The 26224-nt window shown below is 46.5% G+C and carries 25 protein-coding genes and 1 other RNA gene; 25 read left to right on the top strand and 1 reads right to left on the bottom strand.

What is annotated here, in order from left to right; translation table 11 throughout:
- Positions 1-239: 239 nt before the first annotated feature.
- The 24 genes from PAEAM_RS06470 to rnpB all read left to right on the top strand — a co-directional run bounded on the left by PAEAM_RS06470 (position 240) and on the right by rnpB (position 23029).
- Positions 240-599, top strand: coding sequence for a histidine triad nucleotide-binding protein (locus tag PAEAM_RS06470; protein ID WP_076288086.1), 360 nt, complete (start codon positions 240-242; stop codon positions 597-599).
- Positions 600-831: 232 nt separating this feature from the next.
- Positions 832-1005, top strand: a complete 174-nt coding sequence (rpsU, locus tag PAEAM_RS06475) for a 30S ribosomal protein S21 (protein ID WP_005547957.1) — start codon at positions 832-834, stop codon at positions 1003-1005.
- 15 nt (positions 1006-1020) lie between these two features.
- Positions 1021-1464 carry a GatB/YqeY domain-containing protein gene (locus tag PAEAM_RS06480; RefSeq protein WP_017687237.1) on the top strand — a complete coding sequence of 148 codons (444 nt, stop codon included), beginning with the start codon at positions 1021-1023 and terminating at the stop codon, positions 1462-1464.
- Between the two features lie 282 nt (positions 1465-1746).
- Positions 1747-3069 carry an NfeD family protein gene (locus tag PAEAM_RS06485; RefSeq protein ID WP_100527635.1) on the top strand — a complete coding sequence of 441 codons (1323 nt, stop codon included), beginning with the start codon at positions 1747-1749 and terminating at the stop codon, positions 3067-3069.
- 161 nt (positions 3070-3230) lie between these two features.
- A complete protein-coding gene (floA, locus tag PAEAM_RS06490; RefSeq protein ID WP_100527032.1) occupies positions 3231-4241 on the top strand; it encodes a flotillin-like protein FloA in 1011 nt (336 codons plus the stop codon).
- Positions 4242-4254: 13 nt separating this feature from the next.
- Complete coding sequence (locus tag PAEAM_RS06495; protein WP_100527033.1) at positions 4255-4854, top strand: hypothetical protein; 600 nt, start codon at positions 4255-4257, stop codon at positions 4852-4854.
- Positions 4855-5033: 179 nt separating this feature from the next.
- Positions 5034-5327, top strand: coding sequence for a sporulation protein YqfC (gene yqfC / locus PAEAM_RS06500; RefSeq protein WP_017687241.1), 294 nt, complete (start codon positions 5034-5036; stop codon positions 5325-5327).
- On the top strand, positions 5324-6517 hold the full coding sequence (gene yqfD, locus PAEAM_RS06505) for a sporulation protein YqfD (protein WP_100527034.1): 1194 nt from the start codon (positions 5324-5326) through the stop codon (positions 6515-6517). Before yqfC ends, yqfD begins: the two co-directional genes overlap by 4 nt.
- 6 nt (positions 6518-6523) lie before the next feature.
- Positions 6524-7495, top strand: a complete 972-nt coding sequence (locus tag PAEAM_RS06510) for a PhoH family protein (RefSeq protein ID WP_036615039.1) — start codon at positions 6524-6526, stop codon at positions 7493-7495.
- A 16-nt stretch (positions 7496-7511) separates the two neighbouring features.
- Positions 7512-9761, top strand: coding sequence for an HD family phosphohydrolase (locus PAEAM_RS06515; RefSeq protein ID WP_036674803.1), 2250 nt, complete (start codon positions 7512-7514; stop codon positions 9759-9761).
- 113 nt (positions 9762-9874) lie between these two features.
- The gene (gene ybeY / locus PAEAM_RS06520) at positions 9875-10372 is read left to right on the top strand and encodes an rRNA maturation RNase YbeY (protein ID WP_036674804.1); all 498 of its coding nucleotides are present in this window, start codon (positions 9875-9877) and stop codon (positions 10370-10372) included.
- Positions 10372-10743 carry a diacylglycerol kinase family protein gene (locus tag PAEAM_RS06525; RefSeq protein WP_100527035.1) on the top strand — a complete coding sequence of 124 codons (372 nt, stop codon included), beginning with the start codon at positions 10372-10374 and terminating at the stop codon, positions 10741-10743. Before ybeY ends, PAEAM_RS06525 begins: the two co-directional genes overlap by 1 nt.
- A gap of 262 nt (positions 10744-11005) precedes the next feature.
- Positions 11006-11419 (top strand): cytidine deaminase, encoded by a 414-nt coding sequence (locus PAEAM_RS06530; protein ID WP_036615035.1) that lies wholly within the window; start codon positions 11006-11008, stop codon positions 11417-11419.
- 39 nt (positions 11420-11458) lie between these two features.
- Positions 11459-12358, top strand: coding sequence for a GTPase Era (gene era / locus PAEAM_RS06535; RefSeq protein ID WP_017687248.1), 900 nt, complete (start codon positions 11459-11461; stop codon positions 12356-12358).
- Between the two features lie 104 nt (positions 12359-12462).
- Positions 12463-12603: a YqzL family protein gene (locus PAEAM_RS06540; RefSeq protein WP_074095877.1), complete on the top strand. Its 141-nt coding sequence runs from the start codon at positions 12463-12465 to the stop codon at positions 12601-12603.
- Between the two features lie 33 nt (positions 12604-12636).
- Entirely contained in the window at positions 12637-13389 is a 753-nt protein-coding gene (gene recO / locus PAEAM_RS06545; protein WP_047843778.1) for a DNA repair protein RecO, read from the top strand.
- 410 nt (positions 13390-13799) lie between these two features.
- Positions 13800-14687 carry a glycine--tRNA ligase subunit alpha gene (glyQ, locus tag PAEAM_RS06550; RefSeq protein WP_017687252.1) on the top strand — a complete coding sequence of 296 codons (888 nt, stop codon included), beginning with the start codon at positions 13800-13802 and terminating at the stop codon, positions 14685-14687.
- Positions 14680-16755 carry a glycine--tRNA ligase subunit beta gene (gene glyS, locus PAEAM_RS06555; RefSeq protein ID WP_100527036.1) on the top strand — a complete coding sequence of 692 codons (2076 nt, stop codon included), beginning with the start codon at positions 14680-14682 and terminating at the stop codon, positions 16753-16755. Before glyQ ends, glyS begins: the two co-directional genes overlap by 8 nt.
- 208 nt (positions 16756-16963) lie before the next feature.
- Positions 16964-17452 carry a YaiI/YqxD family protein gene (locus tag PAEAM_RS06560; RefSeq protein ID WP_047843776.1) on the top strand — a complete coding sequence of 163 codons (489 nt, stop codon included), beginning with the start codon at positions 16964-16966 and terminating at the stop codon, positions 17450-17452.
- A 47-nt stretch (positions 17453-17499) separates the two neighbouring features.
- Positions 17500-19320, top strand: a complete 1821-nt coding sequence (gene dnaG, locus PAEAM_RS06565; RefSeq protein ID WP_036615029.1) for a DNA primase — start codon at positions 17500-17502, stop codon at positions 19318-19320.
- Between the two features lie 43 nt (positions 19321-19363).
- A complete protein-coding gene (gene rpoD / locus PAEAM_RS06570) occupies positions 19364-20503 on the top strand; it encodes an RNA polymerase sigma factor RpoD (RefSeq protein ID WP_017687256.1) in 1140 nt (379 codons plus the stop codon).
- Between the two features lie 184 nt (positions 20504-20687).
- Positions 20688-21446: a tRNA (adenine(22)-N(1))-methyltransferase gene (locus tag PAEAM_RS06575; RefSeq protein WP_100527037.1), complete on the top strand. Its 759-nt coding sequence runs from the start codon at positions 20688-20690 to the stop codon at positions 21444-21446.
- Entirely contained in the window at positions 21422-22537 is a 1116-nt protein-coding gene (locus tag PAEAM_RS06580) for a Nif3-like dinuclear metal center hexameric protein (protein ID WP_100527038.1), read from the top strand. The genes PAEAM_RS06575 and PAEAM_RS06580 overlap by 25 nt, the downstream gene beginning before the upstream one ends.
- An 82-nt stretch (positions 22538-22619) precedes the next feature.
- Positions 22620-23029, top strand: an RNA gene (rnpB, locus tag PAEAM_RS06585) — RNase P RNA component class A.
- 255 nt (positions 23030-23284) lie between these two features.
- Here rnpB and PAEAM_RS06590 read toward each other — a convergent pair.
- A complete protein-coding gene (locus PAEAM_RS06590) occupies positions 23285-24514 on the bottom strand; it encodes an aminotransferase-like domain-containing protein (RefSeq protein WP_100527039.1) in 1230 nt (409 codons plus the stop codon).
- Positions 24515-24622: 108 nt separating this feature from the next.
- Between PAEAM_RS06590 and pdxR the strand changes: the two genes are divergently transcribed.
- Positions 24623-26143 carry a MocR-like pyridoxine biosynthesis transcription factor PdxR gene (gene pdxR, locus PAEAM_RS06595; protein WP_100527040.1) on the top strand — a complete coding sequence of 507 codons (1521 nt, stop codon included), beginning with the start codon at positions 24623-24625 and terminating at the stop codon, positions 26141-26143.
- Positions 26144-26224 lie beyond the last annotated feature (81 nt).

The following is a 26224-nucleotide window of genomic DNA, read 5'->3' on the forward strand; positions in this document are numbered from 1 at the left end:
ATCTCCTTTTGTGTGTCATTAACCATACATATTTGTTTAATTGGGAAAAGTGCGTGATAAAACCATATTTCGATAAAAGAGCTTGGTATACATCCAATGTTGTATAGTGTTCGGCTTGATGATAGATGGAGAGTTGACCTAGAATACCTGGTTGTGTGTCTAAAGATTGGACGTGGGTTTTTACTTTTAGTATGATAGAGGGGAATACATACACTGGAATACAAAGGAGGGTATGAACTATGGATTGCTTATTTTGCAAAATTGTAGAGGGCAGCATTCCCTCCAATAAAGTACTGGAGAATGACCATGTTATCGTTTTTCATGACATCCAGCCCGCTGCACCGACACATGTTCTTGTCATTCCGAAGAAACATATTTCTTCCATGAATGAAGTTACCGCAGAAGATCTGCCGTTGATCGGCGAGATTCATCTGGCTGCTCAAGAAGCTGCGAAGCGTCTTGGCGTGGAGGAAACAGGATATCGATTAATCAACAATTGTGGTAAGGATGGAGAACAAACCGTTCATCATCTGCATTACCATTTGTTGGGTGGTACCAGACTTGGCGTGTTGACAAGTCTGTCCGATTCTCACAAATAAACGAGCTAATGGGTACTGATATTGAGGATTTAGTCATATGCATTAAATCCACGAATGTGTGACCAAATGCTTATATAATGAATTCATTTCATAATACCTTTGAGTTATAAAATGGATTCAAATAAGTGATCATTACATTGAGGTTGACACCTTTATTATCTTTCGCCTATAATGTAAGATGATGAACCGTGTTATTGCTCTTGGACGGTCTGGTCGGAGGGAGGGAAAACTGGTGTCTGAAACTAAAGTTCGCAAAAACGAGACTATTGATGCTGCACTTCGTCGTTTTAAACGCTCCATCGCTAAAGATGGCGTATTGGCTGAGGTGAAGAAACGTAAGCATTATGAGAAGCCAAGCGTAAAGCGCAAGAAAAAGTCCGAGGCTGCTCGTAAGAGAAAGTTTTAGGAGGATTTTAATTACATGAATCTTAGCGAACGATTGAACGAAGATATGAAGCAAGCGATGAAGAGTAAGGACAAGTTCAGACTCTCCAACATTCGGTTGATTCGTTCGACGATCAAGAATCTTGAAATAGATTTGAAAAGAGATTTGGATGACAACGAAGTGCTTGATATCCTGAGTCGTGAAATCAAACAGCGCAAAGATGCCCTCCAAGAATTTGACAAAGCGGGCCGTGAAGATCTCGCGGCAAATGCAAAAGCGGAAATTGAAGTACTCATCCAGTACCTTCCCACACAGCTTACCGAAGAAGAAATTAAAGTTATTGTACAGCAGACCATCCAGGAAACCGGTGCTTCTTCGAAAGCCGAGATGGGGAAAGTCATGGCGGCCCTTATGCCGAAAGTTAAAGGCAAAGCGGACGGCAAACTGGTAAATCAAGCAGTTCAACAATTTCTGCAATAAAGCAAATCAATAAACACCTTCTGACTTGTCAGGAGGTGTTTTTTCCATTTATCAGAAGGCATGATGTCCTTGGGATGATGAGATTTCTTTTTAATGGTTAATATATATTATTATGGATTTTTATTCTTGCAATTGATCGAGTTTTCAAATATAATTTTAAGATTTTGAAACGAAATGTTGCATTGCACGTAATAAATACCATAAGCTGGACAGTATAACATTAATGGAAAAGGGGGGACTATTGTGAAGGGAAAGCGCCGGAAGAAGCTTACGGGGCCATTGATGCTCTTAATGCTGCTGACGCTGTTGCTTCCTGTCTGGATTGGATCACCGTCAGCGCATGCAGCTGAGAAGAGTGGCGCCGTATATATTATTCCGGTTGATAAACCAATCGAGCAGGGACTTGGCAAGTTCATGGAACGCGGGTTCAAGCAAGCAGAAGAGATGAATGCTGGCCTGATCGTTCTTGATATCAATACGCCGGGAGGCCGTGTCGACACTGCAGAAGCATTGGGTACCCTAATCAAGGACAGTCCGATTGAGACTGTTGCATTTGTTCGTGGAGATGCTGCTTCAGCCGGGAGTTTTCTGGCTCTGAATGCAGATAAGATCGTAATGTCACCAGGCAGTATGATTGGTGCGGCAGCAATGGTCGACAGTACGGGTAAACATGTTGATGATCCAAAGCTTGTTGCATTTTGGAAAAGCAAAATGCAGGGAGCGGCTGAAATCAGTGGTCGTGATGGCAAGATTGCAGCTGGAATGACGGATGTTAACATGGTTGTGGAAATGCCAGAGATCAATAAAACCAAGCAAAAAGGTGAAATTATTGCTCTCTCGGCTGAAGAAGCGCTGAAAGTTGGTTATGCCGACCACATCAGCAACACACCGGAAGAAGCGGCAACGTGGCTCGGTTACAGCCAGGATGATGTATTTAAGGTAGAACGGACGACAGCAGAGAACATCTCATCCTTTCTTACCAATCCGGTTGTCATGACCATATTGTTGTTCCTCGGAATCGCAGGTGTGGCCATTGAATTGATCGTTCCTGGGTTCGGAGTACCTGGTATTGTCGGTATTGTATGTTTTGTCCTGTATTTCTCAGGAAATTACGTTGCCGGTTTTGCAGGAGCAGAGACGTGGGTATTGTTCACTGTTGGACTCATCTTGATGATTTTGGAGATGTTCATACCAAGTATGGGTATTTTGGGTATTCTGGGATCAATTGCGCTTGTTGCAGGTGTTGTGAGGGCTGCTTATGATACGAGTGATGCATTCGTTTCCCTGGGTATCGCTTTCGGAGCAGCATTGGTAGTGATTGCGATTATTGCAGTACTGTTTAAAGATCGAGGGATATGGAATCGATTCATACTGAGTGACAGTCTGTCAGCTGAGCGTGGATACTCATCCGCTACCGAGCGTAAAGAGTTGATTGGACTGCAAGGCATCAGTCTCACACCGCTTCGGCCTTCTGGAACAGCGATGTTTGAGGGTGAGCGAATTGATGTTGTATCGGATGGAGACTTTATTCCCATTGATACCCCGATTATTGTGATTAAAGCGGAAGGTACCCGGATTGTGGTTCAGCAAGCTTTACCGGTGTAACTTGCTCTGTTGTCGAAGCGCATTAACGCTTCGGCAATGTACATAACCACGTAGCTGAAGCTGCCAGCGAGGTGGTGCATTCTTTCATTTAGCAGCGGACTCAAGAGTGTCTTCTCAAATATTTTTATCAAATTCAAATTGCAAATGGAGGAAATTAAACAATGGACACATCTATGATTACGATTTTGCTCATTGCGGTAGTAGGTATTATCGTATTGAGCGTATTCTTCAGCTTTTTCCCGGTTATGCTCTGGGTTTCAGCGATTGCATCCGGCGTACGCGTAAGTATTATTACACTGGTAGCGATGAGACTTAGACGTGTAACACCTAGCAGGATCGTAAATCCACTGATTAAAGCAAGAAAAGCGGGCCTTGATTTAACCATGAACCAACTGGAGAGTCACTTTCTGGCGGGTGGTAATGTTGACCGTGTTGTAAACGCTCTGATTGCTGCTCAGCGTGCAAACATTCCACTTGAATTCGAACGTGCTGCTGCGATTGACCTTGCTGGTCGTGACGTATTACAGGCGGTCCAAATGAGTGTTAACCCGCGTGTTATCGAAACGCCTGTTGTATCTGCGGTGGCAAAAGATGGTATTGAAGTTAAAGTTCGAGCAAGAATTACAGTTCGTGCGAATATTGACCGACTCGTCGGTGGTGCCGGTGAAGAGACGATCATTGCCCGTGTCGGTGAAGGGATCGTAAGTACCAACGGTTCAGCAGAAACGCATAAAGTCGTGTTGGAAAATCCGGATCTGATCTCTCGTACAGTCCTGTCCAAAGGACTGGATTCTGGAACTGCCTTTGAGATCCTGTCCATTGATATTGCGGACGTGGATATTGGTAAAAATATTGGTGCATTCCTGCAAACCGAGCAGGCAGAAGCTGACAAGCGAATTGCTCAGGCGAAAGCAGAAGAGCGTCGTGCAATGGCTGTAGCCCAAGAACAAGAGATGAAAGCGCGCGTTGTGGAAATGAGAGCGCGTGTTGTTGAGTCTGAATCCGCAGTACCACTTGCAATGGCAGAGGCTTTACGTAGTGGGAAAATTGGTGTTATGGATTACATGAATCTCAAAAATATTGAAGCGGATACTCAAATGCGTAACACATTAGGAAAACCTGGTGAAGGTTCGAATTCCAACGATCAGGGTGATTCCAAAAACGGAAGATAGGCGGTGAGTGCATATGGGCCTATTTGAATGGATTTTTGATAATCTGTATATTGTGGCCGTCATCGGTTTTGCACTCTTCTCCTTCTTGGGGAAAGCTGCCAAATCGGCTGATCCGAACAAAAAGCGTCCTGCCAACGGGATGCCTACATTTGGAGGCAGTGGTGATTCAGGCCGGGATGAACGTTCAAGAGACAATTCATCTCCGCAGCAGTCTTCCGGACCTGCAGACCCCCGCTATGATGAACAGTATGACGATCGGTATGATGACGTGCAATATGAGAATCAGTATGATGAGCCGTATTCAGAGCCTGCTGCATCTTCTCGCCCCGCAACTGACTACAGAAGTGAGGGCACGATGAGTGCCATGGAAAATTCACTTGAGGCACAGATGAGAGGTATGGAAGAACAGCAGCGCTTGATTCAAGAGAGATTAAATCGCTTCTCTTCTGCGAATAAACCTGTTGTGTCTGATTCCAGTTGGGATATACCCAGCACGGGTGAATCGGGAGTGTCTCCACTTCGTTCTGAAGATGTCCGCACAGGTGTAATATGGGCAGAAGTACTGGGTCCCCCCCGTTCCAAGCAGCCGTTTGGTACAAGAGGGAAACTGTAATAAGTTATGCTATTGGACGGGAATAGAGCCGTCTCTGGTGAGCCAAAAGCCGCCAGAGACGGCTTTTTCTGTGTTCTTCACTTTTTTCTCAACATTCCTACCTAACACGCCCCGGAATTTTCATAAATTCTTGAATCTGCGCATAAGTTGAACTGTAGAGGAAGGGGGAAGACCTTCGAATGACCCGGATCAGCCGCAAGCTGCGCAGATGGACCAGTGAAGTGTTGGATCTGCCGCAGGATGTGCTTTATGATATGCCACGGTTAACCCTGATCGGCAGTAAGCAACTGTATATAGAGAATCATCGCGGTGTCATCCATTTCACGCCGGATCGTATCGTGTTGGCTCTTTCCCAAGGCCAGTTAGAGATCAAAGGAACTGCCTTGGTGATACGTAATATTTTGCCGGATGAAGTAGCTGTTGAAGGAACGATTCTGGATATTCATATGAATGGAGTGGAGGGGAACGGATGAAGCAGCCCAGTCTGTATAAACTGCGGGGAGCAGTCCGAATCACGGTCACTGGGGGAGACATTGAAACATTAATCAACACGGTGGCAGAGCAGGGACTGGAAGTTTGGAACCTGCGTGCTCACGATGGACGCGTGGCAGAGATGAACATTCTGCTGCCGCATTTTTTCAGGTTGCGTCCTGTGTTGAAACGGACAGGCTGCAGGGTGAAAGTAACCCATCGCAGCGGTTTCCCCTTTTTTGCGGCCCGTTTATTGCGGAGGAAGTTCTTTCTTGGGGGTATGCTGTTTTTTGTGGCAGCTTTGTTTGCGTTGTCGTCCATGGTATGGGATGTGGAGGTCAAGGGTAACGTCACCATTCCCACCGACGAGGTGCTCGCAGCAGCGAAGAAAGAGGGCATATATCCTTTCCAATGGGGGTTCCGTCTGCAAAGCCAAGACAAGCTCTCCAGACAGCTTGCACTCGCTCTGCCGGATGTAACCTGGATTGGCGTCAGCAAAGAGGGGACAACCATTACCATTCAGGTCGTAGAATCTGCCCAACCAAAGCGCGAACCATTACTGAACCCCAGACATCTGATCAGTAAGTCAGATGCTGTGGTCACTCAAATCTATGCGGAGCAGGGACGCCCTGTTGTTCAGAAGGACATGCGTGTCAAAAAGGGTCAGGTATTGATCTCGGGGATTCTCGGGGATGAGGAGAACACCAAAACCATCGTTGCCAAAGGCGAAGTTCGTGGTCTGGTATGGCGTGAGTATCAGGTAGAGGTTCCGCTGGTGCAAAAACATAATACAATGACAGGTGAGAGCAAAGAACGTTTTTACATGGTGCTGGGGAATTGGGCGATCCAACTGTGGGGGTACGGAAGTACACCTTTCAGTTCATTTGATACCGAGAGTAATCATAAACCATTAACGTGGCGATCCTTTACACTTCCCATGGGTTGGCTGACAGAGAAAGATCTGGAGACCCGAGAGCATGAGCAACAACAGACGATAGAATGGGCCAGAACGAAAGGATTGGAAGGAGCAAGGAACGATATTATCGCCAAAAACGGCAAAGGAACAAAAATTATAAGTGAAAAAATTTTGCATGAGAAGAAAGAGAATGGTAAAGTTTATATGAAAGTCTTATTTGAAGTAGAAGAAAGCATTGCGGAAGAACTTCCGCTAGTCCATAGTCAAGGAGAATGAGGATATTTGTCAGAGCAAACACGCAGCATACAAATCTCCCTCCAGAGTGCGGGAGAGGGCCAATCTCTTTTTGGACCCCAAGATACTTTTCTTAAACTGATTGAATCCGAGATTCCCGCCCAGATTGCATCCCGTGAAGCGGAGATTGTGATTTTTGGCAACGCACAGCAGGTGGAATCGCTTGAACAATTATTTGATGTGTTACTGCAATTGATACGTAATGGATATGTGTTAACCGAGAGAGATGTGAAGTATGCGATTGAACTTGCCAAGGATATGCGGGCAGACCAGCTATTGGATCTGTTCAAGGGCGAGATTACAACGACATATCGAGGTAAACCAATCCGTGTTAAAACCATTGGACAGAAGCACTATGTAACTACAATTAAAAAACGTGATATTGTATTTGGCATTGGTCCTGCTGGTACGGGTAAAACCTACCTTGCTGTTGTACTTGCTGTTGCCGCAATTAAAGAAGGCAGCGTCAAACGCATTGTACTCACACGGCCTGCTGTTGAAGCGGGAGAGAGTCTTGGATTTTTGCCAGGTGATCTTCAGGAGAAGGTAGACCCGTATCTGAGACCACTGTACGATGCCCTGTATGACGTTATGGGACAGGAACAGACCGCTAAGGCATTGGAGCGAGGGTTAATCGAAATCGCGCCACTTGCTTACATGCGGGGGCGTACGCTGGATGACTCCTTCATCATTCTGGATGAAGCACAGAACACAACGCCGGAACAGATGAAGATGTTTCTGACCCGTCTTGGTTTTGGCTCCAAAATGGTCATCACCGGAGACGTGACACAGATTGATTTACCGCGTGGTAAGAAATCCGGGCTTGTGGAAGCGAATGCGATCTTGAACGAAGTTAACGAGATTGGATTTGTCTATTTTGCCGAGCAAGATGTTGTACGGCATTCCCTTGTCCAGAAAATTATCGTGGCTTACAACCACGCCGCAGAAAATCAAGCATAGAAAGGGATTGTCTAAAGTGACCTCGAAGGAACCGTCAAAAGGCAAATCTTTTCAGAATAAGGCTACAGGATGGAAGTATAGCGTGTGGGCACGCTATCTTCTGTTTTTGTTTCTGGTGATTCTTTTCTACGTGAGTCTGGCTTCCAAGCTGCTCCCTGAGCGCTATGATATTCAGGAAGGTACACGGAGTGAAGTGGATATTGCTGCGCCCATGCAGATTCCGAATAACAAGGCCACACTCAAAGCACAGGAAGAAGCTGCTGAACGGGTACAGCCGATATTTCAGATTGTCCAGTTGCGAAACGAAAATTTGATGACTACCCTGCTTGATCGTGTAGATCGATTAAATCAGGATGATCAGATTTCAAGTCAGGACAAGATTGATATTTATCGGGATGAAATTCCGCAGCGCCAGAAGGATTTTGTGACCAACTATATCAATAATAATCGGAAAGCCGGTACATACTCCGAGACTCTTTTGGAAGAGATCAGAAATGTGGTACAGGAGCAAAGCTACCGTATTCCCGAAGAAACTTACATCAAAATCTCACGTCTGACATCGGATGATATTCAGGAGATGAAACCGGTTGCGAGGGATATTGTTGCCCGGTTAATGACGGATCAGATCAGCGATGCAACCACTGCTCGTGCCAAAGTAGCTGAGATGGTGAGTGTCAGCTCTCTAGGTAAGCGTACACAACGTGAGGTCGTGCAAGAGCTTGCTCGCCTCGTGGTGACCGCTAATCGCTTCTACGACGAAGAGGGAACCAAGGAAGCGAAAGTTCAGGCTCGAGAGAACACGCAAACTGTCTTTATCAAGCAAGGGGACACATTAGTTGCCAAGGGTGAGATGATCACCCCGGAGATGTATACTTTGCTGGATGAGAATGATTTGCTGAAAAATGAAGTGAACTACTGGCCACAGCTTGGTCTTCTTATGTTTTCCTGCCTGTTGTCAGCAGCCATTCTGATGTATATTCAGCAAGGCAGCGGAACACATTTTAAATATAATAATGCCCAGCTGTTGATGCTTGTTCTCATTTTTATTATTACGATTGTGGTTATGCATGTGACGGCGATTATCCAGACCAATGAGAGGTCTTATGTTGGCTTCCTTGCACCTGTTGCGGTAGGAGCGATGTTAATTGCCTTGTTACTGGATACCTCGCTTGCCTTTGTATGTTCGATATTGATCGGTATGTTGTCCAGCATCATTTTGAATACCCATCAGGGTCAGCTTTTTGACTTCGAATTAGGTTTCTTCGCTGTATTGGTTTCATTTGTTGCGATCTTCGCAACTCATAAGGCTAGCCAGCGATCAACGATCCTGAAAGGGGCCATTATGGTCTGTCTGTTCGGGTCCATAGCCGTCTTCACCTTGGCTTTGATTGACTCGGGCGATTGGAATCGAACCACGACACTGTATGGCGTTGGGTTTGCATTTGCTGGTGGCGTGCTGACTGCCATACTGGTCATTGGGCTGATGCCATTTTTCGAAACTTCATTTGGCATTTTATCAGCGCTCAAACTGGTAGAACTATCTAATCCGAACCATCCGCTTCTTCGCAAGTTGCTGACGGAGACACCGGGTACCTATCATCACAGCGTTATGGTAGGGAATCTGTCCGAAGCAGCAGCAGAAGCCATAGGAGCTAACGGATTGCTATGCCGAGTCGGTTCGTATTATCATGATATTGGCAAGACGAAGCGCCCCATTTATTTTATTGAGAATCAGAACAATATGGAGAATCCACATGATTCAATTGATCCGAAACTGAGCAAATCCATTATCGTTGCCCATGCGCGCGATGGGGTGGAAATGCAGAAGGATTATAAGTTGCCCAGACCTATTCGGGATATTGCAGAACAGCATCACGGCACGACATTTCTCCACTATTTCTATCACAAAGCACTGCGCCAAGCGGAAGAAGCAGGCGTTGAACCTGATTTCACGGAAGAAGATTTCCGTTACCCTGGGCCGAAGGCTCAGTCCAAGGAATCGGCTATTGTTGGCATTGCTGATAGTGTAGAGGCTGCTGTGAGATCTTTGCGCAAACCGACAGTGGAGCAAGTGGAGTCCATGATTGAGAAGATTATTAAAGGACGATTGGACGATCATCAATTTAATGATTGTGACCTTACGATGCGTGAACTGGATATCGTCGCCAGAACATTGAAGGAAACGGTGATGGGTATCTTCCACTCCAGGATAGAATATCCGGAGGAGATCAAGAAACCAAAGCCAACTTCACCCGAAGCAGGCTAATTTAATAATAGTTCGTGTTCAAAAAGGTTGGTTTTCATTACCGAGAAGATGGGATGAAGCTAGTAAGGCTTTTTGAACAACCTCTAATATGAGCAGACAGGAGTTATGAAAGAATGAGTCTTAATCTGGCATGGAATAATGAACAACAGGATAAAGAAATTACAGAACCGATGATTGCAATGCTGGAACAATTGCTGAATCTCGCCGGAGAAGCGGAAGGTGTTGCAGACGGGGAAGTGGCTCTGACTTTTGTGAATGATGAGCAGATTCATGAGTTGAACCGTGATTATCGCGGTATTGACCGTCCTACGGATGTACTGTCTTTTGCGATGAACGAAACGGTGGATGAAGAACTAGATATTATCTATGAGCTGGACGAAGATGAAGAAATGGAAGAAATGCCGGATGTTCTTGGAGACATCATCATTTCCGTACCACGGACCATCCTGCAAAGTGAAGAGTATGGACACTCATTTGAACGTGAACTTGGTTTTCTGTTTGTCCATGGTTTCTTGCACCTGCTCGGATACGACCATCAGGATGAAGCGAGTGAGGCTGAAATGATGGGCAAACAAGAAGCGGTATTGGCCCAGGCCGGGTTGACACGATAATGAAAAGACGCTCCTGGGGTCTGGTATTCCGCAATGCTGCGGAAGGAATCGCATATGGGTTGCAGACTCAGCGTAATGTGAGAGTTCACACGGGAGTGGCTATTTTGATGTGTTTAGCCGGCTTTTTTTTCAGAATCTCAAGAACGGATTGGATGTTTGTGCTGACCGCTGTCTTTTTGGTCCTGGTGACTGAATTGATGAACACGGCTGTAGAGGCAGCGGTTGACTTGGCACACCCCCATATCCACCCGCTGGCAAAAGCGGCAAAGGATACCGCGGCCGGGGCAGTTCTGCTGGCTGCGGTATTCGCCGTCATCATCGGTTGTATCGTTTTCATTAAGCCGGTGATGAGCTGGCTGGGTTTGTACTGATTTTGTGTTAACCTTGTTTTGGTTCGTTTTGATTTTAATACTACACATTAATATAAATTTACTTGATGCAAACACGATAACGGAGAGGTCAGAAAAAACCTGAAGAAACGGAGTGTGCGCCTTTATCCCCGGATTTTCCCTTATTAAAAGGGATTAAAAAAATCTGGGGATAACAGCGCTCGGAAGGTTGTTCTGACAGCGGAGTGTCCAGTGTAAATGCACTAGTTTGATTTTATATTGCACCCTAAGGGAGAGAATATTAATGGATAACGGTTTGTTAATGCAAGAAGCAATTAAGGCACGTACGAAGGCGTATACGCCTTACTCCCATTTTGGTGTAGGCGCGGCTTTGCTTGACAGTGAAGGTCATGTGCATCATGGTTGTAATATTGAGAATGCTGCGTATACACCAGGTAACTGTGCTGAGCGTACAGCGATGTTTAGTGCCATTGCAGGTGGGCAGAAGCCTCGCAGCTTCACAGCGATTGCCATTGTGGGAGACACGGATGGTCCGATTGCTCCATGTGGCGTATGTCGTCAGGTCATGTATGAACTGTGTGAACCTGATATGAAAGTCATCTTGGGGAATTTGAAAGGTGATCTGCAAGAGACCACCGTTGCTGAACTGTTACCTTGGGCTTTTGGGCCTTCTGATCTGAATTCCGCCAAAAAATAAACCAATACATTCCAGGCCTAGGCGCCTGAGGAGGAACATATGAAAAAACAAAAATTCAAATCCGGTTTTGTAGCTATTATCGGACGTCCTAACGTTGGTAAATCCACTTTGATGAACCAAGTCATCGGACAGAAAATTGCAATTATGTCGGACAAGCCGCAAACAACCCGTAATAAAATTCACGGTGTATATACATCGGACAATCAACAGATCGTTTTTCTGGATACACCAGGGATTCATAAACGTCAGTCCAAATTAGGCGATTATATGAACCAGACCGCTTTGAACACACTGAGTGAAGTAGAAGCAGCCTTATTCTTGATTGATGCTTCCGAAGGAATGGGCGGTGGTGACCGCTATATTGCGGAACAGCTGAAAAATATCCGTACGCCTGTCATTCTCGTTATGAACAAAATTGACAAAATTGAGCCGGAAGCGCTGTTACCACTTATTGAAGAGTATCGCAAATTACACGATTTCGCTGAAATTGTGCCTGTGTCTGCCAAGCATGGCAATAATGTCAGCACATTACTGGAACAGCTCGGCAAGTATTTGCCAGAAGGTCCACAGTACTATCCTGATGACCAAGTTACTGACCATCCGGAGCAGTTTGTATGTGCCGAGTTGATTCGTGAGAAAATTCTGCAAATGACTCGTGAAGAAGTGCCTCACTCCATTGCTGTAACGATCGAAGATATGAAAGTACAGGATAATGGTGTCGTTTATATCTCAGCCGTCATTTTTGTGGAACGGGATTCCCAAAAAGGGATCATTATCGGCAAGCAAGGTGCACTTCTGAAAGAAGTTGGTAAACGAGCTCGACACGACATTCAGAATTTGCTTGGCTCCAAAATTTTCATGGACCTGTGGGTTAAAGTGAAAAAAGACTGGAGAAATCAGGATCGGGTTCTGCGTGACCTTGGCTTTGGTCGTGACTGATCGTCGGAATTGTATCCAGTAATTGCAACACATAGTTTACCTTGCAAGACTCCATCCTATTTGGTAGATGCAGACGTCATTTCCGAAGAGAGGATGAAATTCCGATGCGAGATTTTTCGTGGAAGGTTTTTGCGATGACGGGGGATGTGGAGTCCTATTTGTTATATACCGAGGCGTGTAACTCGTTAGGACAGGAGTCGGATAATGCAAGGGAAGTGATTGAAGATGAAGAAGCCGAAGGATAACTGGCTGATTCGGGAATGGTTAGGTGACGAGGCATGCTATACAGGGTGGAAGGGATTGTCATCCGCAGCATGGACTACGGCGAAGGGAACAAAATCATTACACTTTGCACCGAAAGCGGCGGGAAAGTAGGGGTACTCGTCCGCGGTGCCAAAAAGCCCAAGAGCCGACATGCTGCACTGGTGCAGCCGTTTACGTATGGTCAATATGTATATTTTCGCAATACAGGTCTAGGCACACTGAACGCTGGAGAAATTGTTGAATCCTATCATGAGTTGCGTGAAGATCTGGTCAAGGCCTCTTATGCCTCTTATGCGTGTGAACTATTGGATCGGGTGCTTCAGGATGAAGAGACAGGTACATTTTGGTTCAAACAGTTAAAGGCGTGTTTGCAGGCGTTGAAGGAAGAGAAAGATCCGGTTGTTATTACAAGTCTGTACGAAATGAAAATATTACAGGCATCCGGATATGGTCCACAGTTCGATGAGTGCATCTCCTGCAACCAGGAGCGACCAGATGAGCAGTTGTTTATAAGTCCCAGACTTGGTGGCGTCTTGTGTCGAGCATGCAAACATTTTGATCCTCCAGCGATGTCAGTTAGTCCAAAGGCTTTGAAGTTGTTGCGTTTGTTCGCACAGTTGGATCTGCAGCGCTTGGGGAATATATCAGTGAGTGAATCTACCCGTGATGAGATCAAAAAGTTGATGCGTGCTTTTATGGATCATCAGCTTGGTCTGAATCTTAAATCCCGTTCTTTCCTCGATCAGATGGAGAAGTACGGGATTTGAGGCGTTTTGGTGGAAGTAAAACTATATCTTGACTTCATACTAGATTTTATATATTATGAAATATAATTTCTCTTTATGAGACATGCATTGAACGAGAAAGTAAAAAACTGGATTTATTGCATTTATGGAGACAAGTCGTTGTATAACACTTGGGAATCATGAATGAGCGAGCCGGGGATGGTGGGAGCCTGGCTGAATCGGTTTTTGAAACGGCACTCGGGAGCATGAATGGACACGGAAAAGTGGGCTGGAACGAACAGGATCATCTTGTTTGATCTAAGCCAAGTAGGGTGGAACCGCGGGAATAGCTCTCGTCCCTACGTCTGTACAACAGGCGTAGGACGGGGGCTATTTATTGTTGTCTTCACCGTTCTAAGCTTGCTAACAAACCATTGAAAAGGAGCATGATTATGAATTTTCAGCAGATGATTCTAACGCTGCAACAATTCTGGGCCGAGCATAACTGTATTATTGTCCAGCCATACGATACGGAAAAAGGGGCAGGTACGATGAACCCGATGACCTTTTTACGCTCGCTTGGACCCGAACCTTGGAAAGTAGCCTATGTGGAGCCTTCCCGTCGTCCTTCGGACGGACGTTATGGTGAGAACCCTAACCGGCTGTACCAGCATCATCAGTTCCAGGTAATTATCAAGCCTTCACCGGACAATATTCAGGAAATTTACCTGGAAAGTCTGAAACGTCTGGGCATTGATCCGCTCAAACATGATATTCGGTTTGTTGAAGATAACTGGGAGAATCCTTCCCTTGGTTGTGCAGGTCTTGGTTGGGAAGTATGGTTGGACGGAATGGAAATCACACAATTTACGTATTTCCAACAGGTCGGTGGAATCGAGACAAATCCGGTAGCTGTTGAAATTACGTATGGTATGGAGCGTTTGGCTTCTTACATTCAGGATAAAGAGAATGTTTTTGATCTGGAATGGGTGGAAGGCATCACTTATGGTGATGTATTCCGTCAGCCAGAATTCGAACACTCTAAATATACGTTTGAAGTATCTGATGTCAAAATGCTGTTTACACTCTTCAACATGCATGAAGAAGAAGCAAACAAGGCCATGGCGCAGCATCTGGTATTCCCGGCATATGACTATGTGCTGAAATGTTCCCACACGTTCAACCTGTTGGATGCACGTGGAGCCATCAGTGTAACGGAACGTACGGGTTACATCACACGTGTTCGTAATCTGGCTCGCCAAGTCGCTGCAACATATATGGAAGAGCGTGAGAAGCTAGGCTTCCCGCTGATCAAGAAAGGGGGAGCCGAGCATGTCTAAGGATCTATTGTTCGAAATCGGGTTGGAAGAAGTACCTGCACGCTTTATGCGCGCAGCAATCGCACAGCTGCAAGAGCGTGTCGTGAAATGGCTTGACGCATCCCGCATTGCTTATGGTGAAGTGAATGCATATGCTACACCGCGCCGTCTGGCTGTTTTGATTCACAATGTGGCTGAAAAGCAGGAAGATATCGAGGAAGAAGTGAAAGGTCCTTCACGCAAAATTGCCCAGGACGACAGTGGCAATTGGAGCAAGGCTGCACTCGGATTCGCCCGCAGTCAAGGTGTTGAACCGGACCAGTTCACGTTCAAGGAACTGAACGGTGTCGAATATATCTATGCAACAAAGAGCAGCAAAGGTGTGGAGACGGCTTCTGTAGTTGGCGAAGGATTACTTTCTGTATTACATGCCATGACGTTCCCAAAATTCATGCGTTGGGCTTCCTATGATTTCAAATTTGTACGTCCAATTCGCTGGATTGTGGCTATGCTCGGCAGTGAGGTTATCGATCTGGAAGTGACAGGTGTTAAGTCGGGTAATGTAACTCGCGGACATCGTTTCCTCGGTAAGGAGGCTGTGATCTCCACTCCGTCTTCATACGTGGAAGTGTTGCGTTCCGAACATGTCATTGCTGATATCCAGGAACGTGAACAGATGATTGTATCCCAGATTCAGGCACTGGCTGCGGAGAAAAAATGGGATATTGCGATTAAGGAAGACTTGCTGGAGGAAGTTCTGTTCCTGGTGGAAACACCTACCGTATTGTTCGGGACATTTGACTCTTCATTCTTGAACATTCCACAAGAAGTATTGATTACTTCCATGCGTGAGCATCAGCGTTATTTCCCTGTACTGGACAATGAAGGACAATTGTTGCCATTCTTCGTGACGGTTCGTAACGGTGGAAGTGATTCATTGGACGTTATTGCCAGAGGGAATGAAAAAGTTCTGCGTGCACGTCTGTCTGATGCCAAGTTCTTCTATGAGGAAGATCAGAAGCTACAGATTAAGGATGCATTGTCGAAGCTGGAAAGTATCGTCTTCCAGGAAGAACTGGGAACGGTTGGAGATAAAGTGCGCCGTATTCGCAAGATTGCCGATGGAATTGCTGCCAAACTGCAAGTATCCGGTGATGTTGCTGAATCCGTTAGCCGCTCAGCAGATATCTGCAAATTCGATCTGGTGACACTGATGGTGGGAGAATTCCCGGAACTGCAAGGTGTGATGGGTGAGGATTACGCTCGTAAAGCTGGCGAAAAAGAAGAGGTAGCTAAAGCGGTATTCGAACACTATCAGCCACGTTTCGCTGGAGATCAATCCCCTGCTTCTCTTGTTGGTGCCATTGTGAGTGCTGCGGACAAAATGGATACAATCGTGGGTTGTTTCTCCATCAATATTATTCCAACGGGTTCACAGGATCCGTACGCGCTGCGCCGTCAGGCTGCAGGTATTGTACAGATTTTGCTGGATCACAAGCTTCCGCTGACATTGTCTGACGTGTTCGGAGTTGCACTTCAAGTACATGCCCAGATGAACCTGTTGAAACGTGCAGATGAAGAGGTTCGTAAAGATCTGCAAGACTTCTTTGGTCTTCGTGTGAAAAAATTGTTGTCCGAAACAGTTCGCTACGACGTAGTGGATGCCGTAATTTCTTCCGGATTCGATGATATCAGCGCTGTGGTTCCAAAAGGTGAAGCGTTGATGGCGGCTGTTATGACAGGAGACGCATTCAAAACAACGGTTGAATCGTTCAACCGTGTGGGTAATCTGGCGGCCAAAGCATCCAATGCTTCCGTACATCCAGAACTGTTCACAGAAGATGGAGAACGTCAGTTACATGAGGCATGGAGCAAAACGAATGGAGAATATCGTCAGGCGTTGACTCAGCATCATGCTGCTGAAGCACTGGCTATTGCATCTGCCTGGAAGGATGGTATTACCTCATTCTTCGATTCGGTCATGGTTATGGCAGAGGATGAAGCTGTTCGGGCGAATCGACTTGCCTTGCTTGCGGCTATTGATCGTGACTTGAAAGGATTTGCTGATTTTTCCAAGTTAGTTTGGTAATTGGGCGTATTTGATGAGTCCTTTTCCACAGACTTGGCGCAAAGCTAAAATTCAGTATTAAAGAAGGATATATGAGGGTATAAATATACGGAACGGGTTGTGAAATGTATTTTTGACAACCGCTCCGTATTTTAGCCTTTGATTTCCCTCGTTCCGGCAGAAGGATTTTGCCTGGCCGGGGTCGTATATAACAATATGCAGCTATTTTATGAAACCGGGTGGTCTGGGTTTGAGTGAGTTAAATATACGCCACATTGTTGTGGATGGTGATGCTTGCCCGGTCAAAACCGAGATTGCGCAAACCGCTCGCCTTTTCAACATCCCCGTATTGTTAGTCTCTTCATTTGATCATTTGCTTCAAGGAGGAGAAGGGGTACGAACCGTGCAAGTGGATCGCAGTGATCAGAGCGCAGACCTGTATATTGCTAATCATATTAAGCCATATGATGTGGTTATCACTCAGGACTATGGACTTGCGGCACTTGCGCTTGGCAAACGTTGTTATGTTTTGTCCTTTCGTGGTCGTGAGTTCAACGATCGTGACATTGATTTCATGTTGGATTCTCGTCATACTGCGGCCAAAGCGCGAAAAAGAGGCCATTACGGGAAAGGCCCAAAGCCTTTCACAGAGCAGGATCGAGAAATGTTTCAACATAAACTGACAAAACTTTTAAAAGATTTGCAGGAGAATGTGTAAGTTTATCGAATTATATTTACGTGTTGAAGAGATGAAGGTGGCCAGAGATGAGTACCGGACAAGGCGGTATACCCGAAAGTATTATTGAATCGGTGTTACAGCAGAATGATATTGTCGATACGGTGAGCCGATTTGTGCATCTGACCAAACAGGGGAAGTATATGAAAGGCCTCTGTCCTTTTCATTCCGAGAAGACGCCTTCGTTCACCGTTACACCTGAGAAACAAATTTTCTACTGCTACGGTTGCGGCACGGGTGGAAATGCCATCAAATTCAGGATGGAAATCGAAGGGTTATCCTTTCCCGAGGCTGTCAAAACGATGGCGGAAGAAAGTCACATCTCTATGGGGGACTGGCAAGGGCGTGAATCTGCTCATGTGAATCCCGAGACTGAACGTCTGTTGGAGGCTTATGAGCTTACCGCGAAGCTGTATCATTTTTTGTTGAAAAATACGGAGCACGGCAAGTCAGCCATGGAGTATTTACGCTCAAGAGGTTTTGGCGACAAGTTGATTGACCAGTTCCAGATTGGTTTTGCACCAAATCGTTGGGACACACTGGTACAATTTCTTGAGAAACGTAACTATCCGCTCGAAGAGATGGAAAAGGGTGGACTTCTGTCACCGCGAAATGAAGGTCAGGGATATGTGGATCGATTCCGAGACCGGATTATGTTCCCGATTAATGGCAGGAGCGGTAAGCCGATTGCATTTGCAGGACGCATATTGGGAGATGGGCAACCGAAGTATCTAAATTCACCGGAAACCCGGTTATTTAACAAAAGCCGTGTTCTCTATAATCTGCATCATGCCAAAAATGCAATTCGCAAACAAAGACAGGCCATTTTGTTCGAGGGATATGGTGATGTCATCTCCGCATGGGATCAGGATATCCAGAATGGTGTAGCGGCAATGGGTACTGCGTTAACCGAGAATCAGGCACTGATGCTCAAAGGGATGTGCGACGAAGTCATCATATGTTATGACGGCGACAGAGCAGGACAGGCTGCTGCACTCAAAAACTTCCCTATTCTTGAGGAAGCTGGATTGCAGGTCAAAGTGGCTCTCATTCCCGAGGGACTTGACCCGGATGATTTTATCCGGAAGCATGGTGGTGAACGGTTCCGAAACCAGATTGTGGACGGTGCCGTGACAACTACAAAATTTAAACTTATAAACTTAAAAAAAAGCCATATACTGCTAGAGGGTGGCGGACAAATCGCCTATTCGAAAGAAGCAGTAAAGTTGATTGCACCCTTACCTTCTCCAACAGAAAGGGAAGTGTATCTTCGTGAACTGGCTGCAGAAGTGGACGTATCGTTCGAAACATTGAAGCAGGAGTGTAATGAAGAACGGGAGGCGATGAAAAATAACCTCCAGTTTGGGGATAATAACCCGAAAAGGTGGAATAATGGTAGGCAACAAAATAGGCAGGTGCCTACACCCAATCTGTTGCCGGCTTACCACGCTGCTGAACGCAAACTGATCGCCTGGATGTTGCAGGATGATGAGGCTGCCCAGTACGTGAATGAGCATCTTGGTGAAGCTTTTAACTTGGATGATCATGCAGCTATTGCTGCTTATCTATATGCCTACTATGCGCAAGGCAAACCGTCGGATACAAGCCGTTTTATGTCTTCACTGCATGACGATCGCCTGGAAAAGACGGTTAGTTCAATCTCGATGATGGATGGTCCAGGTGAATGGAGTATTCAAATGCTCGATGATTGCATCAGGGAAGTGCTGAAGCATCCGCGTAAGAAAGAGTACGATTTGAAAAAAGAAGAAATGATTGCTGCAGAGCGGGCAGGTGATTCTGTACGCGCGGCACAGATTGCAATTGAAATGATTGCCCTAGAGAGACAGTGAACGTCTGATGATTAGATGTTTCTAGGGAGGAGGGAGTCGAATTATGGCGAATGATCAGCATACTGAACTAGAAACAGAATTGACACTGGATCAGGTTAAAGATCAATTGATTGAATCAGGTAAGAAAAGAGCTTCGCTGAATTACAAGGAAATTATAGAGAAACTCTCTCCTTTTGAGCAGGATGCAGAGCAAATGGATGAGTTCTATGAGCAACTGAGCGATCTGGGTATCGATGTAGTGAATGAAAATAATGAAGAGGTTACACTTCGTCCTAGTGAAGATTCCGAGAACAACACCAGAGAGGGTGAGGACGAATTCCACTTTGATGATGATCTGAGCTTGCCGCCAGGTATCAAAATCAATGACCCTGTCCGTATGTACCTCAAGGAAATTGGTCGTGTGCCACTGTTGTCGGCAGATGATGAAGTACAACTGGCTAAACGGATTGAGAACGGGGATGAAGAAGCCAAGCGTCGTCTGGCTGAAGCTAACTTACGACTCGTTGTCAGTATCGCCAAGCGTTACGTTGGACGTGGAATGTTGTTCCTTGATTTGATTCAGGAAGGTAATATGGGTCTGATCAAAGCGGTTGAGAAGTTCGACCACAAAAAAGGATACAAGTTCAGTACGTATGCAACATGGTGGATTCGCCAAGCGATCACTCGTGCTATTGCTGACCAGGCGCGTACCATTCGTATCCCTGTGCACATGGTGGAGACGATTAATAAGCTGATCCGGGTATCCCGTCAGCTGTTGCAGGAACTTGGGCGTGAACCGACACCAGAAGAAATCGCTGCTGAGATGGATCTGAGTGTAGAGAAAGTTCGTGAAATTACGAAGATTGCACAGGAACCGGTTTCTCTGGAAACACCGATTGGTGAGGAAGATGATTCCCATCTGGGTGACTTCATTGAGGATCAGGAAGCACTTGCTCCGGCGGATGCTGCTGCGTATGAGTTGCTGAAAGAACAGCTCGAAGATGTATTGGATACATTGACTGAACGTGAAGAGAACGTGCTTCGTCTACGTTTTGGTCTGGACGATGGACGGACGAGAACGCTGGAGGAAGTCGGCAAGGTATTTGGTGTTACGCGTGAGCGTATTCGTCAGATCGAAGCTAAGGCTCTTCGTAAGTTGCGTCACCCGAGTCGTAGTAAACGACTCAAGGATTTCCTCGAATAATCGAACTATGGGAGACTTTCCGCAAGACGCTTTAGCGGCGGCGGGGTCTCCTTTATTTTTAATTTAAACGTCTTGATTTCTTGGTTTTGGAAATTCATCCTTGAAATGTTTTATTGGATTTTATTTTATCGCTTTTCCTTGTTCAATGCAAATCAATAAATTAAATGAATGGTGTAGGTGCTTCATGAAACTTTCGAATCGATTACAGCGAATACATGATCAAATTCCCGATGGCAGCCGGATGGCTGATATCGGTTCAGACCACGCTTTGCTGCCAGTAGCCGCAATCCGCAGTGGGAAAGCTGCAAGTGCAGTAGCCGGGGAAGTCAATCCTGGCCCTTATGATGCTGCATGCAAACAAGTCAGTGATGCCGGCCTGAAAGAAAAAATCACGGTGCGTCGTGGAGACGGTCTTGATGTGATCTCTGCGGGTGAAGTGGATGTCATCACCATTGCAGGTATGGGCGGTGCCTTGATTGCTTCTATTTTGGACAGAGGTTTATCCAAACTGGAAGGAGTCCAGTTACTTATTTTGCAACCAAATGTGGGTGAGGATATCCTCAGACGCTGGTTACTGGAGCATCACTGGGTGGTTGTAGCAGAACAGTTGCTCGAAGAAGATGGCAAGATTTATGAGATTATAACGGCGATGCCACAATCTGTAAGCCCGATTGCCAATGTAGAGGTGTATCGTGCACGTCCGCTTCAAGGCGGGACAGAATTGACGGAAGATTTGCTACTACGGATGGGGCCTTATTTGGTTGATCGACCGACGGATGTATTTTTTTCCAAATGGGAAAGTGAGATCGTCAAACTGCAAGGGGTTGTTAACTCCATCTCCAAATCCGATCAGGATTCTTCCCGGGACAAGGCGGCTGAGGTAGAGCGTCTTATCGCAAACTTGAAGGAGGTTTTGGCATGTTTGCCAAAGGTCAAACTGTAATTCAACTGATGGAGCAACTCGCTCCCAAACATCTGGCTGTACCGGATGACCGCATTGGTCTCCAGCTCGGCAGTTTGCAAAAAGAAATCCGTCACGTGTTAGTAGCTTTGGACGTGACGGATGAGGTGGTGGATGAAGCGATTCGTATCGGTTCCAACCTGATTATCGCTCATCACGCGATCATTTTCCGTCCGGTTAAGTCACTGAGTACAGATACACCTATGGGTAAATTGTATGAAAAGCTGATTAAGCATGATATTGCTGTCTATATCAGTCATACAAACCTGGATGTGGCCGAGGGTGGGATGAATGACTGGATGGCCGATGCACTTGGCATCGAGAGTAAAGAATCGCTGGAAGATGTACACACAGATCATCTGTACAAGCTGGCTGTCTTTGTGCCTCGTACCCATCATGAACAGGTTCTTCAGGCCATTCTGGAAGCCGGAGCGGGGAGTATCGGTCAATACAACAAGTGCAGCTTTAACACGGAAGGTACAGGAACATTTGTACCTGGTGAAGGGACTCAACCGTTTATCGGTACCCAAGGGCAGATGGAACGTGTGGAAGAAATGCGGATTGAGACCATCGTACCCCAAAGTCTGAGAAGTAAGGTCGTTCAGGCGATGCTTAAGGCTCATCCGTATGAGGAAGTTGCCTATGACCTGTATGCAATGGATTTAAAGGGCCGTACGCTCGGTCTGGGACGCTTGGGACCCCTTAGGGAGCCTAAGACATTAGGTGAGCTAGTGGAGGTCGTGAAGACCCAATTCAATGTGCCTCATGTGCGGGTAGTAGGAGATCTGAACAAGCAGATCAAAAAAGCAGCGGTTCTTGGCGGCTCTGGCAGCCGTTACGCGCTCACTGCCCGCTTCAAAGGTGCGGATGTTATTGTGACCGGAGATATTGATTATCACACGGCTCATGATGCGTTAATGGCAGGTATGTGTATCATCGACCCGGGACATAATTCCGAGAAGATTATGAAACCAAAAACAGCGGATTGGCTTCGTTCCCGTTTGGAAGAAAAACGATATGATACGCAAGTTACAGCTTCAGAGGTAAATACGGAAGTATTCCAGTTTATCTAAAAAGATCGTTGATGTGCAGCTCCCAGTAATATTAAGCTTGTCTGGGAACCTAAATGCCTGTATACTATGTAATGTTGTTCGGAAAGCTTGACAGACAATCGCTGGTGGCCTTTGTTGCCACGAGAGGAAAGTCCGGGCTCCACAGGGCAGGATGCTGGATAACGTCCAGTCAGCGCGAGTTGAAGGATAGTGCCACAGAAATGGACCGCCGATGGCCGGATTTTCCGGCACAGGCAAGGATGGAACCGAGGTGTAAGAGACCCCGAGGAACGCTGGTGACTTCGTTCCTGGTAAACCCCATCTGGAGCAAGACCTAATGGGACACAGCCGCCTCTTCGGAGGAGGCAACCTTAGCCCGAGGTGTGTCTAGGTTGGTCGCTTGAGCTGTGCAGCAATGTATGGCCTAGATAGATGATTGTCGCTTCTGGTGGGAGGGTAGTTCCCGTATGAACCACGAAGAGCACAGAACCCGGCTTACGGTAAGCTTTCCTAACTGCAACAACAACACTATTGCAACACAATGTAGTCCACCTATCAGTCGAGGACAACTCGTATGAATCATCCGATGGCCTGACTGATCAGAAGGACCCATGAACATCTAAAAAAACTTAACTCCTGTTGATAACAGGTTCTATAAATAAGGCGGCAGTTCCGAAATTCTCGGGCCTGCCGCCTTATTTTTGTTTCTCATATCAAGGTATTAATCTTCATACGCTAATGGAATAGTCAAACGTTTATGACAGTTCATTACAGTGTAACAACACTGTCCGATGTTAAGGAAGCATGCCAACGTTGGATGGCGCGATCCATTCTTTCCACGGCTTCCGGAAGGAGCTCAGGGTCCGTATGAGTAAAGTTGATCCGCATGCGGTTTAACTCTGGTGTGCCTGCATAGAAGGAATCACCAGGGACAATGCACACTTTCTCCTGGATACCATAAGTGAACAGATTGCTTGCAAGCATGCCTTCAGGCAATTGCAGCCACAAGAACATGCCACCTTGAGGTGAATTCCACGAGATACCTTCCCAAGCTTTGGCTGCCATAAGAGTAGTCAGTGTTTTCATGCGTTGTTCGTAATCCTCTGAAATATGGCGGATATGCGCATCCAGATCGAAAGATTCAAGTAGTGCATGAAGCGCTCTTTGGTCAATGCTGCTGGAGTGCAAGTCAGCACCTTGTTTGGCTCGTGCTGCCATTTTGACAATATCGGGGGCAGCCAGTATCCAGCCCGTACGAAGGCCAGGTGCTACCGTTTTGGAGAATGTACTGGTGTAGATAACGTTGGAAGGGCCGTCATAGGATACTGCATCCAGTTCTGCGAGAGCAGGGACATCCAATTGCTCCGGATTAAACCGAATTTCACCATAGGGATCATCTTCCAGAATGAGTACACCATACTTGCGGCACAGATCCACAGCCTGCTGTCTTCTTTCTCGCGACCATACTTTTCCCGTAGGATTGGAGAACGTGGGATTAATGTAGACAAGTTTTGGACGATGCAACTGGAGCTGTTCCTCCAGAGATTCAGGCAACATGCCGTGATCATCACAGGCTACGCCGTGAGATTCAGCCTGATAGGAATGAATGACTTGCAGAGCAGCGAGGTAGGTTGGGGATTCAACCAATACGCGGTCACCCGGGTCGAGAAGGATGCGGCAAACCAAGTCGATGGATTGCTGTGAACCCGTAGTGAGAAGCATGTGATCGGGTGAAGCGGGAATGCCCTTGGATTCAAGACGTTCGGCGATTTTGGCGCGAAGAGGACGGTAACCCTCAGTCTCCGCATATTGAAGAGCGGCTGCTCCGCTCATAAATACTTTTTCATATGCAGCGCGTATGGCTTCCAGCGGGAATGAAGTCTGGGCTGGTAATCCACCGGCTAGAGAGATCATTCCAGGTGCCTGAGCGGCCTGGAGCATGTCGCGAACGACAGAGGACGGGGTGTTTTGTGCCATTTTGGACCAAGGGATACTCATGTTATTCTCATCTCCTGTTATTCACTGTTATACTGATATTATAAACTATAATAGACGGACTACACTATAACAGTAAAATGAAGATCATAACAGTTGGGGGGAGCACATATGCATATTGAATTAAAGCGGGGAAGCAGTACCAAATTGTACGTGCAGATTGCGCTAACGATTGCCGATCGCATCAGATCAGGACTCATTGAACCCGGAACCCGACTTCCTTCTGTTCGCAAAATGACCGCGGATTTGGGTGTCAGCCTGGTCACTGTATCCAAAGCGTATGCTGAACTTGAAGCGATTCAATTGATCACCTGCTCCCAGGGGAAAGGTTGTTATGTGAGAGGTACATTGAACGTGGATCAGATGGAGGATGTGGACCGAACGCAGCGAAACAATGCCAACAGTGAATCCAGTACGTCATGGAATTGGCAGATGGCACTGGTGGATTATTTACCGCGAGCCCAGCTCTGGAGACATTTTGATACGTCACCTCAAGTGCGGTATGAACTTCATATGTCAGCGATTCAGCCTGAACTGTTGCCTACACGAGAGATTATCGACAGCGCCTACCGACTCTCCTCTGATCATACAGAGCGTATGGCAGCTTACGGATCTTTTCAGGGGGATCGGGAGCTTAGACAGATCTTGGCCGAACACTTTGCCGAGCGTGGACTACAGGCTGCACCTGAACGCATGTTAATTACAAGTGGTGCTCAGCAGGGGATCGATCTTGTGGCACGAACTTTTGTCGGACCTGGGGATGTTGTATACATGGAGGCACCAAGCTATACCGGAGCCATTGATGTATTTACGAGTAGAGGCGCGAAGATCATTACGGTCCCGATGGATGACGAAGGCATGCGTATTGATCTGTTGACCCGATTATGTGATACCTATCCGCCCAAGCTGATCTATACGATCCCGACCTATCACAATCCAACAGGTATCACGATGAGTGCAAGAAGACGAGCACAACTTCTTAATCTCGCGCAAAGCTACCACTGCCTCATTCTGGAGGACGATCCGTTTGCAGATCTTTATTTTAGGGAACCTCCCCCGGCTTCCATTAAATCGATGGATGGGACAGGTCATGTCGTATATATCAAAAGCTTCAGCAAGGTGTTGTCTCCCGGTTGCCGTATAGCCTGCGCCATCGCAGACGGAAGTGTATTGACCCGGCTTGTGGCCGCGAAATCTACGGCGGATTTGGGGAGTCCGCTGCTTACACAAAAGGCACTGCAATCTTTCATTCAGAATCAGTACGGTGCCTATGTATCCCGATTGAGGGATGAATTGTATTCTCGCTTGTGCGCAGCATCTGAAGTGCTGGAAGAGCATGCTACTATGGGCATGCAATGGCGCTTGCCAGAGGGAGGGCTCAATCTGTGGCTCCAACTTCCAAGTAACTTGGATATGCGTGAGTTGCATCATCAGTCACTTGCTGCAGGGGTCTCTTTCCTCCCCGGTTCAGCCTGTTATGTAGGGGAGATGGATACACCAAGTCTGCGTATCTGCTTCACTGTAACAAACGTTGAGCTTTTGTGTGAGGGACTTCGTGTACTGTGCCAAGTCATTGACAGAGTAACACCTTGGCAGGGTGGGACAGTGGCGGACAGGCTACCGCTCATATAATTTTTCGGACTATGGACATACATCCAATCCACTTTCGATCTGTTGCAATAGGTTATAGTATCACCAGAAAGGGAGTTGGTT

Source organism: Paenibacillus sp. GM1FR (genome assembly GCF_002803315.1).
Classification (GTDB): domain Bacteria; phylum Bacillota; class Bacilli; order Paenibacillales; family Paenibacillaceae; genus Paenibacillus; species Paenibacillus amylolyticus.

What these genes read in the sequence shown, in the direction of transcription:
- PAEAM_RS06470 (WP_076288086.1), top strand. Translation starts at nt 240, where the DNA reads ATGGATTGCTTATTTTGCAAAATTGTAGAGGGCAGCATTCCCTCCAAT.
- PAEAM_RS06480 (WP_017687237.1), top strand. Translation starts at nt 1,021, where the DNA reads ATGAATCTTAGCGAACGATTGAACGAAGATATGAAGCAAGCGATGAAG.
- PAEAM_RS06485 (WP_100527635.1), top strand. Translation starts at nt 1,747, where the DNA reads ATGCTCTTAATGCTGCTGACGCTGTTGCTTCCTGTCTGGATTGGATCA.
- floA (WP_100527032.1), top strand. Translation starts at nt 3,231, where the DNA reads ATGGACACATCTATGATTACGATTTTGCTCATTGCGGTAGTAGGTATT.
- PAEAM_RS06495 (WP_100527033.1), top strand. Translation starts at nt 4,255, where the DNA reads ATGGGCCTATTTGAATGGATTTTTGATAATCTGTATATTGTGGCCGTC.
- yqfC (WP_017687241.1), top strand. Translation starts at nt 5,034, where the DNA reads ATGACCCGGATCAGCCGCAAGCTGCGCAGATGGACCAGTGAAGTGTTG.
- yqfD (WP_100527034.1), top strand. Translation starts at nt 5,324, where the DNA reads ATGAAGCAGCCCAGTCTGTATAAACTGCGGGGAGCAGTCCGAATCACG.
- ybeY (WP_036674804.1), top strand. Translation starts at nt 9,875, where the DNA reads ATGAGTCTTAATCTGGCATGGAATAATGAACAACAGGATAAAGAAATT.
- PAEAM_RS06525 (WP_100527035.1), top strand. Translation starts at nt 10,372, where the DNA reads ATGAAAAGACGCTCCTGGGGTCTGGTATTCCGCAATGCTGCGGAAGGA.
- PAEAM_RS06530 (WP_036615035.1), top strand. Translation starts at nt 11,006, where the DNA reads ATGGATAACGGTTTGTTAATGCAAGAAGCAATTAAGGCACGTACGAAG.
- era (WP_017687248.1), top strand. Translation starts at nt 11,459, where the DNA reads ATGAAAAAACAAAAATTCAAATCCGGTTTTGTAGCTATTATCGGACGT.
- PAEAM_RS06540 (WP_074095877.1), top strand. Translation starts at nt 12,463, where the DNA reads ATGCGAGATTTTTCGTGGAAGGTTTTTGCGATGACGGGGGATGTGGAG.
- recO (WP_047843778.1), top strand. Translation starts at nt 12,637, where the DNA reads ATGCTATACAGGGTGGAAGGGATTGTCATCCGCAGCATGGACTACGGC.
- glyQ (WP_017687252.1), top strand. Translation starts at nt 13,800, where the DNA reads ATGAATTTTCAGCAGATGATTCTAACGCTGCAACAATTCTGGGCCGAG.
- glyS (WP_100527036.1), top strand. Translation starts at nt 14,680, where the DNA reads ATGTCTAAGGATCTATTGTTCGAAATCGGGTTGGAAGAAGTACCTGCA.
- PAEAM_RS06560 (WP_047843776.1), top strand. Translation starts at nt 16,964, where the DNA reads ATGAAACCGGGTGGTCTGGGTTTGAGTGAGTTAAATATACGCCACATT.
- dnaG (WP_036615029.1), top strand. Translation starts at nt 17,500, where the DNA reads ATGAGTACCGGACAAGGCGGTATACCCGAAAGTATTATTGAATCGGTG.
- rpoD (WP_017687256.1), top strand. Translation starts at nt 19,364, where the DNA reads ATGGCGAATGATCAGCATACTGAACTAGAAACAGAATTGACACTGGAT.
- PAEAM_RS06575 (WP_100527037.1), top strand. Translation starts at nt 20,688, where the DNA reads ATGAAACTTTCGAATCGATTACAGCGAATACATGATCAAATTCCCGAT.
- PAEAM_RS06580 (WP_100527038.1), top strand. Translation starts at nt 21,422, where the DNA reads ATGTTTGCCAAAGGTCAAACTGTAATTCAACTGATGGAGCAACTCGCT.
- PAEAM_RS06590 (WP_100527039.1), bottom strand. Translation starts at nt 24,514, where the DNA reads ATGAGTATCCCTTGGTCCAAAATGGCACAAAACACCCCGTCCTCTGTC.
- pdxR (WP_100527040.1), top strand. Translation starts at nt 24,623, where the DNA reads ATGCATATTGAATTAAAGCGGGGAAGCAGTACCAAATTGTACGTGCAG.